Origin of the sequence: Sphingobium sp. PAMC28499, assembly GCF_004795815.1 — a bacterium.
Classification (GTDB): domain Bacteria; phylum Pseudomonadota; class Alphaproteobacteria; order Sphingomonadales; family Sphingomonadaceae; genus Sphingobium; species Sphingobium yanoikuyae.
Genome location: NZ_CP039248.1, coordinates 3293069 through 3306047, shown reverse-complemented (window position 1 = coordinate 3306047; position 12979 = coordinate 3293069). Strand labels below are relative to the sequence as shown.

At 66.3% G+C, this 12979-nt stretch carries 13 protein-coding genes; 8 read left to right on the top strand and 5 right to left on the bottom strand.

Going from position 1 to position 12979, the window contains the following annotated elements:
- Positions 1-131: 131 nt before the first annotated feature.
- On the top strand, positions 132-974 hold the full coding sequence (locus E5554_RS15770) for an outer membrane beta-barrel protein (protein WP_136187386.1): 843 nt from the start codon (positions 132-134) through the stop codon (positions 972-974).
- Between the two features lie 115 nt (positions 975-1089).
- Positions 1090-2268 carry a M48 family metalloprotease gene (locus tag E5554_RS15765; protein ID WP_136187385.1) on the top strand — a complete coding sequence of 393 codons (1179 nt, stop codon included), beginning with the start codon at positions 1090-1092 and terminating at the stop codon, positions 2266-2268.
- Positions 2269-2319: 51 nt separating this feature from the next.
- Here E5554_RS15765 and E5554_RS15760 read toward each other — a convergent pair whose 3' ends face one another.
- Positions 2320-3009, bottom strand: coding sequence for a GcrA family cell cycle regulator (locus tag E5554_RS15760; protein WP_037519632.1), 690 nt, complete (start codon positions 3007-3009; stop codon positions 2320-2322).
- 113 nt (positions 3010-3122) lie between these two features.
- Here E5554_RS15760 and E5554_RS15755 point away from each other — a divergent pair, with 113 nt between their 5' ends.
- Entirely contained in the window at positions 3123-3971 is an 849-nt protein-coding gene (locus E5554_RS15755; protein WP_004207367.1) for an ABC transporter permease, read from the top strand.
- A gap of 124 nt (positions 3972-4095) precedes the next feature.
- On the opposite strand, the gene E5554_RS15750 is transcribed toward E5554_RS15755, so the two are convergent.
- On the bottom strand, positions 4096-5415 hold the full coding sequence (locus tag E5554_RS15750; protein WP_017499497.1) for a UDP-glucose/GDP-mannose dehydrogenase family protein: 1320 nt from the start codon (positions 5413-5415) through the stop codon (positions 4096-4098).
- 157 nt (positions 5416-5572) lie between these two features.
- On the opposite strand from E5554_RS15750, the gene wecB reads away from it, so the two are divergent.
- The 4 genes from wecB to E5554_RS15730 all read left to right on the top strand — a co-directional run bounded on the left by wecB (position 5573) and on the right by E5554_RS15730 (position 11066).
- On the top strand, positions 5573-6709 hold the full coding sequence (wecB, locus tag E5554_RS15745) for a UDP-N-acetylglucosamine 2-epimerase (non-hydrolyzing) (protein WP_136187384.1): 1137 nt from the start codon (positions 5573-5575) through the stop codon (positions 6707-6709).
- A 71-nt stretch (positions 6710-6780) separates the two neighbouring features.
- Positions 6781-8076 (top strand): UDP-N-acetyl-D-mannosamine dehydrogenase, encoded by a 1296-nt coding sequence (gene wecC / locus E5554_RS15740; RefSeq protein WP_004207363.1) that lies wholly within the window; start codon positions 6781-6783, stop codon positions 8074-8076.
- A 117-nt stretch (positions 8077-8193) separates the two neighbouring features.
- The gene (locus E5554_RS15735) at positions 8194-8922 is read left to right on the top strand and encodes a polysaccharide biosynthesis/export family protein (RefSeq protein WP_136187383.1); all 729 of its coding nucleotides are present in this window, start codon (positions 8194-8196) and stop codon (positions 8920-8922) included.
- Positions 8922-11066 carry a polysaccharide biosynthesis tyrosine autokinase gene (locus E5554_RS15730; protein ID WP_136187382.1) on the top strand — a complete coding sequence of 715 codons (2145 nt, stop codon included), beginning with the start codon at positions 8922-8924 and terminating at the stop codon, positions 11064-11066. The genes E5554_RS15735 and E5554_RS15730 overlap by 1 nt, the downstream gene beginning before the upstream one ends.
- Positions 11067-11077: 11 nt before the next feature.
- Here E5554_RS15730 and E5554_RS15725 read toward each other — a convergent pair whose 3' ends face one another.
- From E5554_RS15725 to purS, 3 genes are all read right to left on the bottom strand, one after another.
- Positions 11078-11581 (bottom strand): hypothetical protein, encoded by a 504-nt coding sequence (locus E5554_RS15725; protein ID WP_136187381.1) that lies wholly within the window; start codon positions 11579-11581, stop codon positions 11078-11080.
- A 177-nt stretch (positions 11582-11758) separates the two neighbouring features.
- The gene (gene purQ, locus E5554_RS15720) at positions 11759-12433 is read right to left on the bottom strand and encodes a phosphoribosylformylglycinamidine synthase subunit PurQ (protein ID WP_004207359.1); all 675 of its coding nucleotides are present in this window, start codon (positions 12431-12433) and stop codon (positions 11759-11761) included.
- A gap of 3 nt (positions 12434-12436) precedes the next feature.
- Positions 12437-12670 carry a phosphoribosylformylglycinamidine synthase subunit PurS gene (gene purS, locus E5554_RS15715; RefSeq protein ID WP_004207358.1) on the bottom strand — a complete coding sequence of 78 codons (234 nt, stop codon included), beginning with the start codon at positions 12668-12670 and terminating at the stop codon, positions 12437-12439.
- Positions 12671-12824: 154 nt separating this feature from the next.
- Here purS and E5554_RS23090 point away from each other — a divergent pair, with 154 nt between their 5' ends.
- Complete coding sequence (locus tag E5554_RS23090) at positions 12825-12977, top strand: hypothetical protein (RefSeq protein ID WP_004207357.1); 153 nt, start codon at positions 12825-12827, stop codon at positions 12975-12977.
- The last annotated feature ends 2 nt before the right edge of the window (positions 12978-12979 follow it).

Below are 12979 nucleotides of genomic sequence, written 5' to 3'. Positions count from 1 at the left end.
GGCGTCGGGTGCAAGCGCTGCGCGCACGCGATCGTCAGCAATCAATTGTTACAAGGCGTGGTGCAACAAATCGGCCGACCGACCCGTTGCCTCCATCAGGGTATATTCCCAAGGTCAGGCTGGAGAAATTCATGACATTCAAGCATTTTGCGCCGATCGGCGCCACGCTGGCGCTCGCCCTGGCGACGCCGGCAATGGCGCAGCAGGACAGCGGCAAGGTCGACTGGACCGGCCCCTATGTCGGCGGCTCCTTCGGCTATAACTGGTCGAAGGGCGATGGCGGCGAGCATCTGCGCTTCGACACGGACGGGGACGGCAATTATGATGATGTCGTCACCACGGCGGCCGGGGCCAATGCCTTTTCGCCCGGCACCTGCGGCGGTTCGGCACGGGGCGCGACGCCGGCCAGCGGCTGCAATGGCGACAAGGATGCGATCGGCTGGATGGGCCATGTCGGCTATGACCGGCAGTTCGGCAATATCGTCGCGGGCATCGTCGGCGAAGCGGGCAAGGCCTATGTCAGCGACAGCGTGACCGAATATTCGACCACGCCGGCCAGCTATACCATGACCCGGCGGATCGGCTGGAACGCCAATTTGCGCGCGCGGCTGGGCTATACCACCGATGGCGGCGTCATGCCCTACATCACCGGCGGCCTGGCCTATGCCAAGGTGAAGAATCATTTCGACACCAGCAACACCGCCAACAGCTTCACCGAATATGATCGCAAGGAAGATGCCTGGGGCTACACCATGGGCGGCGGTGTCGAAGCCAAGGTTGCGCAGAATTTCTCGATCGGCGCCCGCTATCTTTGGACCCGTTATAATACGGGCGACTATCGCGTCGATGTAGGGCAGGGCAGCGCGCCCGCGACCAACCCCTTCATCATCACGCCATCCGGCGGCACCAGCATCAACCGTGGCGACAAGTTCGACAATCAGAGCCTGATGGCGACCGCCAGCTTCCGCTTCTGATCCGCTGCCATGAAGGGGCCGGGACGATGTTCCGGCCCTTTCCTCTTGTGATCTTTACCTGATCCCGCGCCCGACATAGCTTTCCGCCGACAGGATATGGCGGGAGGTCGAGAATATGGCGGCAGGTTTCAACCCCGATGCGGCGACCGCCGCCTATCTGGCGACACTGTCGCCGGCCCAGCATGAACGGGCGATCGCCTATACCCAGGGCGGGCATTGGCTGCTGCTTTGGGGCATGCTGGTGACACTGGTCGCCATGGCGCTGATCTGGCGCAGCGGCCTGCTGGTGCGGCTGGGGCGGCGGGTGCATGTGCGGCGCCCCAATCTGGCGGTGTTCCTGTCCGCCTTGCTCTTCTTCCTGCTCGACTGGCTGATCGAACTGCCCTGGTCCGTCTATGCCAATTGGGGACGCGAGCGCAGCTATGGGCTGACCAGCCAGGGTTTCGGTGGCTGGCTGGGCGAGGACATATTGTCGAGTGCGATCAGCTTGCCGTTGCTGGCGCTGCTGGCGGTCGCCATCTATGCGCTGATGCGCCGCACGCCGCGCTGGTGGTGGGCATGGTCGGGGCTGGTGGTCGTGCTGGGCATCATCCTGATGGTTGTGATCGCGCCGGTGGCGATCGAGCCGCTGTTCAATAAATATACGCCCGCGCCCGCCGGGCCGACGCGCGATGCGGTGGTCGAACTGGCGCATCGTGCCGGCGTGCCGGGCGACAAAATCTATATTTATGAAGGGTCGAAGCAGTCGGAACGCTATACCGCCAATGTCTCCGGCCTGTTCGGAACGGCGCGGGTGGCAATGAGCGATGTGATGTTCAAGCGCGGCGCCGACCTGGCCGAGGTGCGCGGCGTGGTGGGCCATGAAATGGGCCATTATGCCGAACATCATGTGCTGTGGCTGGCCGGCGGCATGAGCCTGCTGGCGATGCTGCTCTTCTTCCTGGTCGACCGGCTCTATCCGGTGGCGGCGCGCTGGTTCGGCGCGGGCAGTGCGATCAGCGATCCGGCGCATATGCCGGTCGCCTGGGCGGTGGCGGCAGTGGTCGGGATATTCCTGGTGCCGCTGATGAACAGCATCAGCCGCTATGACGAGAATGCCGCCGACCGTTTCTCGCTCAAGGTCGCGCATGAGCCCGATGGCCTGGCCAAGGCGCTGGTCAAGACGATCGAATATCGCGCCTCATCGCCCTCGCGGCTGGAGGAAATCCTGTTCTACGACCATCCCAGCGTCGAACGGCGCATCCATGCCGCGATGGTCTGGAAGGCGGAAAATCCGCAACTGATCGGTAAATAGGGGCAAAAGAAAAGGCCGCCCGGTGGGGCGGCCTTTCTTGTCTCGTTTCGCTCAGCGGACCCGCGGGCCGCCGAAGGGCAGCGGCGGGGGCGGGCGGCGCGTGCCGCGCGGCAGCTGTGCCTGATAGGCGCGGCCGCAATGTTCCACGCAATAAGGGAAGCCGGGGTTCACTGCTTCGCCGCAGAAATGGAAGTCCGGCTCGCCCGGATGGCCCATCGGCCACTTGCAGATCCGCTCGGTCAGGTCGAGCAGGCTCGTCTTGCCGGCAATTTCGGCGCTCGGCTTGGCGGGCACCAGACGGCGCGGCGGTGCCGGCGGGATCGGTGCCTGCTGGTCACCGGGGCCCTGGCGCAGGAAGCCGCCGGGGCCGACCGATACGATGCGCGGCTGGGGCGCGGCGGGCGCGTCGCTGGGGGCAGCGGCGGCAGCCGGTGCGGCAGGCGCAGCCGGTGCGGCGACCGGGGCCGGACGCGGCGGCGGCGGCGGGGCGGCCACGGGTGCGGCAGCGCGGGGCGCTTCAGCTTCCGGGGCAGGGGCTGCCGGCTTGCGGGCGGGCGCGGCCTTCTTGGGCGCCTCGTTGGCCTTCACCGGGGACGGGCGCGACTGCAGGCCAAGGCGATGCGCCTTGCCGATCACCGCGTTACGGCTGACGCCGCCCAGTTCGTCCGCGATCTGGCTCGCGGTCAGGCCCTTTTCCCACATCGCCTTGAGCTGGTCGATACGTTCGTCGGTCCAGGACAATGAAAACTCCTCACAATCTGCGCTATGCGCCCTATATGGGGCATGCAGGCGCGACTTCCAACCGCGCAGAACGCCCTTGCGGCATAACGGACCAGCCGATAGTCGATCCCATCATGAACGACCAGCCCAAAATTGCAGCCGCCCATCCCGCACCCGTTCCCTTCCATGAACCGGGGGAGTTGGTGATCCGCAACGTCAATTGGGCCGGCATGCGCGCGCTCTACCGCAAGGAGGTGCGCCGTTTCATGAAGGTGCAGCTCCAGACGATCTGGGCGCCGGCCGTTACCACGCTGATGTTCCTGGTGATTTTCACCATCGCGCTGGGCGGGGCGAACCGCCAGGTGCTGGGCGTGCCCTTTGCCGATTTCATTGCGCCGGGCCTGATGATGATGGGCATGATGAACAATGCCTTTGCCAACAGCAGCTTCTCGCTGCTGGCGGGCAAGATGCAGGGGACGCTGATCGACTATCTGATGCCGCCGCTGTCGGTGGGCGAATTGCTGCTGGCGCTGGTCGGCGCGGCGGTGACGCGCGCGGTGGCGGTCGGTCTGGCGCTGTGGGGGGCGATGGCGCTGTGGCCCGGCGTGCATGTGACGCCGACGCATCTGTGGGCGGTGATCTGGTTCGGCCTGATGGGCGCCAGCCTGACCGCCTTCATCGGCGTGATGACGTCGATCTGGGCGGAAAAATTCGATCATGCCGCCGCGATCACCAATTTCGTGATCGGGCCGATGACGCTGCTGTCGGGCACCTTCTATTCGATCGACCGCCTGTCGCCGCTCTTCCGGGCGATCAGCCACGCCAACCCCTTCTTCTACGCCATTTCCGGTTTCCGCTATGGCTTCGTCGCGGCGGCGGATGGCAATGTGCTGGTCGGCAGCGTGGTGCTGCTGGCGCTCAATGCCGGGCTGGCGCTGCTCTGCTATGTGCTGCTGCGCAAGGGCTGGAAGCTCAAGGCCTGACGGCGTCAGGTAAGGGCCGCAAAGATCGGCACGGCCAGCATCGCGCCCAGGATCAGCATGGCGGCCAGCAGCCAGTGGCGCAGTCGGGGGAGGGCGCTGACGCCCTCCTCTTCCCATGGCCACATCAGGCGGCGCTGCCCTTTCCACCCACGCGGGTGACGGTGAAGCCGGCGGCTTCCGCTTCCGCGACCGGATAGATGTTGCGCAGGTCGACCAGCACCGGCGCGCTCATCGAACCGGCCAGGCGCTTGAGATCCAGCGCGCGGAAGGCGTCCCATTCGGTCACCAGCACCAGCGCGTCGGCGCCGGACGCGGCCTCATAGGCCGAACCGGCCATGGTGACGCCGGGCATCATCGGCGCGGCCACGTCCATGCCCTCGGGATCATAGGCGACGACCTTCGCGCCGGCATCCTCCAGCGCCTGCACGATCGCCAGGCTGGGCGCGTCGCGCATGTCGTCGGTATTGGGCTTGAAGGTGACGCCCAGCAAGGCGACGGTCTTGCCGCGCGCTTCACCGCCCAGCGCCTTCACGATCTTGCGGCCCATGGCGCGCTTGCGCAGGTCGTTCACCTGCACCACGGTTTCGACGATGCGGATCGGCGCGTCATAATCCTGCCCGGTCTTGACCAGGGCCAGCGTATCCTTGGGGAAGCAGGAGCCGCCATAGCCCGGACCGGCATGCAGGAATTTGCTGCCGATCCGCTTGTCGAGGCCGATGCCGCGCGACACGTCCTGCACTTCGGCGCCGACCGCCTCGCACAGGTCCGCCATCTCGTTGATGAAGGTGATCTTGGTCGCCAGGAAGGCGTTGGCGGCATATTTGATCAGTTCGGCCGTGCGACGGCCGGTGAACATCAGCGGCGCCTGGTTGAGGTTCAGCGGGCGATAGACCTGGCTCATCACCGAAATGGCGCGTTCCGATCCGGTGGTGCCCACGACGACGCGGTCGGGGCGCTTGAAATCGCCGATCGCCGCGCCTTCGCGCAGGAATTCGGGGTTCGACACGACCTGGATGTCGAGGTCCGGGCGCAGTTCGCGCGCGATCCGCTCGACCTCGTCGCCGGTGCCGACGGGCACGGTCGACTTGGTGACGATGACCGCCGGGCCATCGAGGGATTCGACGATCTCCTTGGCGGCGGCATAGACATAGCTGAGGTCGGCATGGCCATCGCCCCGCCGCGAGGGCGTGCCGACGGCGATGAAGATGGCGTCGGCGCCCTTCACGCCTTCGGGCAGGTCGGTGGTGAAGGTCAGGCGACCGGCGGCGGCGTTGGTGCCGACCAGCTGGTCGAGGCCGGGTTCGTAGATCGGCATCGTGCCGGCCTCGATCGCGGCGATCTTGCCCGCATCCTTGTCGACGCAGACGACATCATGGCCGAAATCCGCAAAGCAGGCCCCGGAGACGAGGCCGACATAGCCGGTGCCGATCATGGTGATTTTCATGAGTTGGTGGAACTCCAAACGGGAAGTGATTGGTTTGAGGCTCTAGCATAGTCATAACGCAATACAATTCGCGCCTTTGCGTAATTACCATGCTACCGTTTAGCGGCTGGTTACCCTTTTTTGTCAGGGAAGGCGCATCCGAACGAAAGGGCACAGAGTGAAAGTAGCGCTGGTATTTGGGACACGGCCGGAAGCGATCAAGCTGTTTCCGGTGATCCACGCGCTCAAGGCGCGTGCCGATATCGACACCCGCGTGATCGTGACGGCGCAGCATCGTGGCCTGCTGGACCAGGTGCTGGAGATTGCCGGCATCGTGCCCGACATCGATCTGGACGTCATGACGCCCAACCAGACGCTGGACGGGCTGACCGCCAAGTTGATCGTCGCACTGGGCGAGGCGTTCGACGCGGAGAAGCCCGACCGGGTGGTGGTGCACGGCGACACGCTGACGACGATGGTGGCGAGCCTGGCGGCCTATTATCGCAAGATCCCGGTCGCCCATGTCGAGGCCGGCCTGCGCAGCGGCGACATCCATCATCCCTGGCCCGAGGAGGTCAATCGCAGCGTCGTCGCGTGCATTGCCGACATGAATTTCGCGCCGACCCAGGCGGCGGCCGATGCGCTGCTGCGGGAAAATCGCGATGCGGCCGGCATTCATGTCACGGGGAATACCGTGATCGACGCGCTACTGGCGACGGTCGATCGGGTCCATGGCGAACCGGCGCTGGCCAGCGGCCTCGACGATCTGGCGGCGCGTTTCGCGGGCAAGCGGATCGTGGCCGTCACCAGCCACCGGCGCGAGAATTTCGGCGGCGGGATGGAGGCGATCGCCCGTTCCATCGCGGACATTGCCGCGCGGCCCGATGTCGCGGTGATCTTCCCCGTCCATCCCAATCCCAATGTCCGTCCGGTCATGGATGCGGTGCTGGGCGACCTGCCCAATGTCGCGATGATCGAACCGCTCGACTATCCCCATTTCGTCCGCCTGCTCGACCTGTGCCATCTGGTGCTGACCGACAGCGGCGGTGTGCAGGAGGAGGCGCCCTCGCTCGGCAAGCCGGTGCTGGTGATGCGCGAGACCACCGAACGGCCCGAAGGGGTGCAGGCCGGCACGGCGAAGCTGGTCGGCGCGGACCGGAACCGGATCGTGCGCGAGGTGCTGGCGCTGCTCGACGATGATGCCGCCTATCAGGCGATGGCCCGTGCCCATAACCCGTTCGGCGACGGCAAGGCGGCCGAGCGGATTGCCGATATCATTGCAGGAAAGGCCGGCGCGGCGCATCTTGCCGCCTGACATTACCCAAATCTTCAACATTTCCGGGCAATGTTGCTCCGAATTTTGGTGAATGAAGGATTATCTCCCCCATGCCCGTCGACAGCAAGCAGAAGGTTTCCGTCATTGGCCTGGGCTATATCGGCCTGCCGACTGCGGCGCTGATCGCGCGCGGCGGGGCGCAGGTCGTCGGCGTCGATGTCAGCGCCCATGTGGTCGAGACGGTCAATTCGGGTCGGGTCCATATCGAGGAAGTCGATCTGGACGGCCTGGTGCAGGGCGTGGTTGCACGCGGCAATCTGCGCGCGTCGCTCAGCGTCGAGGCCAGCGACGTCTTCATCATCGCGGTGCCGACCCCGGTGGCCGAGGACCGCGCGCCCGACATCTCCTATGTGCTGCAGGCGGCGCGGACCGTCGCGCCGGTGCTGAAGAACGGCGATACGGTGATCCTGGAATCCACCTCGCCGGTCGGCACGACCGAGGCGATGCGCGACCTGATCGCCGAGCTGCGCCCCGACCTCAGGATGCCGGCGCCCGGCGTGGCGGGTGACATCGCCATCGCCTATTGCCCCGAGCGGGTGCTGCCCGGCCGCATCCTGGTCGAGTTGATCGACAATGATCGCTGCATCGGCGGCATCACGCCGCGCTGCGCGCGCAAGGCGCTGGGCTTCTATCGCCAGTTCGTGCGCGGAGCCTGCATCACCACCACCGCGCGGGCGGCCGAGATGGTGAAGCTGGTGGAAAACAGCTTCCGCGACGTCAACATCGCCTTCGCCAATGAATTGTCGGTGATCGCCGACCGCATGGACATTGATGTGTGGGAAGTGATCCGCCTGGCCAACCGCCATCCGCGCGTCAACATATTGCAGCCGGGGCCGGGCGTTGGCGGTCATTGCATCGCCGTCGATCCCTGGTTCATCGTCCATGGCGACCCGGAAAATGCCCGCATCATCCGCACCGCGCGCGAGGTGAACGACGGCAAGACCGATTATGTCGTGGCCAAATCGTCGGACATGATCGACGCTTTTGCCGGCGAGGATGTCGCCTGCCTCGGCCTCGCCTTCAAGCCGAACATCGACGATTTCCGCGAAAGCCCGGCGGTCAAGGTCGCCAGCCGGCTCGCCCGCCGCTACGGCAAGCGGGTCAAGCTCGTCGAACCCTATGCCCAGGATCTGCCGATGGAGTTCGCCGGCACCGGTGCCGAACTGATCGATCTCGATACGGCTCTGGAACAATGCGGCGTGTTCATCATTCTTGTCGATCATGACATGTTCAAATCCGTTCCCGTCGACGAACGTGCCGGCAAGGCCGTCTATGATACGCGCGGCATCTGGCCCGACCAGCCGCGTCGTCAGCCCGAGCCGGCCGCGCAGCGCATCGCGGTCTGATCGTCGGCCGGGCGGTTCGTCCTGCCCCCCGCGCGGTTGCCATGACGGTGCCGCGTCGCTAACCCCCGAGCCGAGCGGCCCTTTTGCGGGCCGCACCCGGTTCGCAATGGGGTGTTGATGCGCATGAAGCGCCAGATTTTGGGGCACTATGGCAAGGGCATGAAGGGCGGCGCCGTCGCGGCAGCGGCGATGCTGCTCGCCGGCTGCTCGACTGTTGAGGATGCCCCGCGCGGCGAGGCCGCCTATGCGCTGATGCCCGCGCCCGCCGCGGTGGGCCGCGACTATGTCATCAGTCCCGACGATGTGCTGCGTATCCAGGTCTATCACGAGCCCGACCTGTCGCTGGAGGATGCGCGGGTCAGCGCGGCCGGCATGGTCCGCATGCCTCTGGTCGGCGATGTATCGATCGGCGGGCTGACCGCCGGCGAGGCATCGGACGTGATCGCCGGCCGGCTGGGCGAGCGCTATCTGGTATCGCCGCAGGTCACAGTGTTTGTGAAGCAGGCGGTCGGCCGCCGCATCACCGTCGATGGCGAGGTGCGTGAGCCCGGCCTGTTCCCGATCGAGGGACGGATCGGCCTCATCCAGGCGGTGGCGCTGGCCCATGGCCCGACCCGGCTGGCGAGCCTGGGGCAGGTGGTGGTGGTCCGCACCGTCGAGGGGCAGCGTCAGGCCGCGACCTTCGACCTGGGCGCCATTCGCAAGGGCGAAGCGCCCGATCCTGAAATATTGGCCGGCGATCTGGTGATCGTCGGCCTGTCGCGCGCCAAGGCCATCCTTGGCGGCGCGCTGATCGCCATTCCCGCCGTCGCGACCGGCTTCATCGCCATAGACGGAGGCAATTGATGGTGTCCCGGATCATCGAACTGGAACAGCGTCAGGCCGGGGAGGAGGATCGCACCACCCGGTTTGTCGAGAGTGCGCGCGGCACATGGACCGTGGTGCGGCGGCACCGGGTGATCCTGTTCGTTACCATGGCGCTCTGCGTGCTGGCGGGCGTCATCTATATCCTGCTGTCGACGCCGGATTATCGCGCGACCGCCTCGGTCGAGGTGGAGGATGTGCCGGCGGGGGCCGCCGGCGCGGGCGCGATGCAGAAGCCGGTCAGCGCGGCCGACACCGAAAGCATGATGCAGACCGAACTGGAAGTGCTGCGCAGCCGGGCACTGGCCGAGGATGTCGCGCGCGATCTGGCGCTGGTCGGCAGCCCGGTCTTCTTCCAGGGCATGGATGCGCGCCGCCCGGCACAGGGGCAGGGCAGCCTGACCCAGCGCCAGGTCGAGCATGAGCAGGTCATCAAGCTGCTGCGCGACAATCTGCAGGTCGAACTGCCGGGCAAGTCGCGGGTGCTGCGCATCAGCTTCGTCAGCGCCGATCCGGCGTTGTCGGCGCGGGTGGCGAACAGCTATGCCGACAGCCTGATCCGGGCGGACCTGAAGCGTGGCTTTGAGTCCGGCGTGCAGGCGCGTCGTTTCCTGCTGGGCGAGCTGGATGGGGCGCGCAAGGATCTGGAACGGGCCGAGCGCGATCTGGCGGTCTATGCCTCGCGCACCGGCGCGGTGCCGGCCGAGGCGGCCACGGACGAGGACAAGAAGAACGACGGCAAGGATGCAAAGCCCGATGCCGCGCCGGTGCCGGAAGGATCGACCGCGGCGCGTCTGGCGCAGCTCAACGCCTTCCGCGCGCAGGCGGTCGCCGACCGTATCGCCGCGCAGAAGCGCTGGGAAAGCGCGAAGGCGGCGAGCGCCGAGACGCTGCCCGAGGTGCTGGGCAATGGCGCCATGCAGCAGTTGATGGCGGAACGGGCGCAGGCGCGGGCGGCGCTGGTCGAGGAACGGCAGTTCCGCAAGGACGCCCACCCCGAAATGCGCGAGGCACGGGCGCGGCTGGCGGCGCTTGACGACCAGGCCGAGAGCATGGCCAACACGATCCGCGCGTCGCTGCGCCAGGAATATGAGGTGGCGGCGCATGGCGAGAAGCAGATCGCTTCGGAAATCGCCGCGCTGGAAGGCGATGCGCGGGTCGAGCGCGGCCGCGACATGCAGATGAGCATGATGAGCCGGTCGGTCGAAACCTATCGCCTGCTGCATGACAGCCTGTTGCAACGTTATCGCGACATGGCGTCGCAGGCGGGCTTCCAGGCCGGCCGCATCCAGCCGCTCGACCGGGCGGCGGTGCCGACCACGCCCTTTGCCCCCCATGCCGGCCAGATCATGCTGGTCGCGCTGCTCGGCGGCATGCTGCTGGGCCTGCTGCTGATCGCAGCGCGGCACATGTTCGACGATGCGGTGACGTCGGCCGATACGCTGGCGGAGCGTGTCGACCTGCCGCTGCTGGGCGCAGTACCGACCACCGGCGACCAGCCGAGCGCGCCGGACATCTTCGCGCCGATCGCGGCGTCGCTGCAACTGGCATCGGTTGCCGGCCTGCCGCGCTCCATCCTGGTCACCAGCGCGCAGGAGGAGGAAGGCAAGTCGCTGACCGTCAACGCGCTGGCACGCGCGCTGGCGCGGCTGGACAAGAAGGTGCTGGTGATCGACGCCGACATGCGCCGGCCGGTGCAGCACAGCCTGTTCCGGGTGACCGCGACGCGCGGCATCAGCGAGGTGCTGACGGGCCAGGGCAAGGTCGAGGATCTGATCCTCGACAGCGGTGTCGCCGGCGTGTCGCTGCTACCCTGTGGCGCGGTGCCGCCCAATCCGGCGGAACTGCTCTCCACCCCTGCGCTCGACGCGCTGCTGGGCGCGGTGCGCGACCGCTATGACACGGTGCTGATCGACGCGCCGCCGATCCTGGGCATGTCCGACGCGCAACTGCTCGCCGCCAAGGTGCAGGTCACGCTGCTGGTGGTCGAATGGGGCCGCAACCATCATGGCGGCCTGCGGGTGGCAGTGGACCGACTCCGCCGGGCCGGCGGCTCGATCGTCGGCGCCGTGCTGACCAAGGCGCATGGCCGGGCCTATGATTATGACTATCACCGGGGCGGCTAGAGCCTGATCGTTTAGCGCGCCTTGGCGGGCGCGCACGCAACCTTGTGGAGGCTGTAGCTGGCGAAGGGCTTTTCGGCATTTGCCTCGTCACGCGCGACGATGCTCCATGTCAGTTGCGCGCCTTTGATGCGCCAACGGTTGACGAAGGTCGCGTCGGGATAGGCATAGTCGATGTCGAAGCCATCGGGCTGGCTTTCGCCTTCGCCAAGGGCCGTGAAGGCGCCGCCGAAACTGTCGGCCCAGAAACCGATGATCGGATGGGATTTTTCGGTGCCGCCGAAGATCAGATGCGCGGCGTAGCGATCCTTGGGATCGGCCAGGGCGCTGCTTTCCACATCGAGTGCGAGCATGGCATCGAGCGCTATGGGCTGACTGCGGATGGACACACGGACCGGCTTGCCCATCACGCTGCCTTCGCCTTCCCAGCAGCCACTTAGCGCAAGGACCGCTTCGGGAACCGCGATCGTGCCGGGTTCGGCAGCTTGAGCGGCCGTCGGCAATAGCAGCAAGGCCATCAGCTACACGCGCGATTTGCTGATCATCGATCCCCCTTGGTCATTGTCCATCCCGTGTAGAACAAAGGGGGAATGATGCAAGTCAGGACCGATGCCGGCATCGCCGCAGCCGGACGTAAAAAAAAAGCCCGCCGCGCTGATGCGTGGCGGGCTTTTTTGTGATCTCGATCCGGAGGATCAGGCGCGGGCGAGAAGGCCCTCGACCAGGCCGGCGAACAGGCGCTGGCCGTCGGTGTTGCCATGGGCCGGTTCGATCACGCGCTCGGGGTGGGGCATCATGCCCAGTACATTGCCGGCTTCGTTGAGGACGCCGGCAATGTTGCGGGCCGAGCCGTTGATGTTCTGGGCGTAGCGCAGCGCGACGCGCCCTTCGCCTTCCAGCCGATCGAGCGTGGCATCGTCGGCGAAATAATTGCCGTCATGATGGGCGACCGGGAAGCTGATCGCTTCGCCGGCGGCATAGCGGCTGGTGAAGGCGCTCTGGGCATTCTCGACGGTCAGGGCGACGTCGCGGCAGACGAAATGGCCGCCGGCGTTGCGCAGCAGCGCGCCGGGCAGCAGGCCGCTTTCGGTGAGCACCTGGAAGCCGTTGCAGATGCCCAGGACAAAGGCGCCACGGTCAGCGGCGCGGGCGACGGCCTGCATCACCGGCGAGCGGGCGGCCATCGCGCCGGAGCGCAGATAGTCACCATAGGAAAAGCCGCCGGGCACGCCGATCAGGTCGATGTCGTCGGGCAGTTCGGTATCGCGATGCCACACCATGGTGGGCTTGGAACCGGTCGCAGCCTCGAACGCCACCGCCAGGTCGCGGTCGCAATTGCTGCCCGGAAAGACGATGACGGCGCTCTTCATGGCTCAGGCCACCTTTTCGATGCGGTAATTTTCGATGACCGTGTTGGCCAGCAGCTTGCGGCACATGGCGTCGATATCTTCGTCGCTGGTGCCGTCGGCCAGGTCCAGCTCGATGAGCTTGCCGGCGCGCACGTCGTTGACGCCGCCAAAGCCCAGGCCTTCGAGCGCGTGATGGATCGCACGGCCCTGCGGATCGAGGACGCCGCCCTTGAGAGTGACGAAGATGCGGGCTTTCATGAGGTGCAAACTCCTTGGCATGCCGCCCGCCGATGCGGGGGGATGAACTTTGCCGCTCCCCCTAGGCGCGGCGCGGCGCGCAGGCAAGAGATTATGACTTTCTTAGGAAGCTGAGGATAATCTGATCGCCGAGTTTTTTGCGGGGATATGGGGCATGTCCGGTCTGGCACTGGCAATGTTTGTGGGGCTTTTTGCCTGGGGGCAGCAGATTGTGGGCTATGACGACCCGCATGGGCGGGTTCAACTGGCGCTGTTCGCGACCTTCTGCTTCGGCTTGCTGGTCGGCTATCGCGCCAAGTCCGCCTGAGG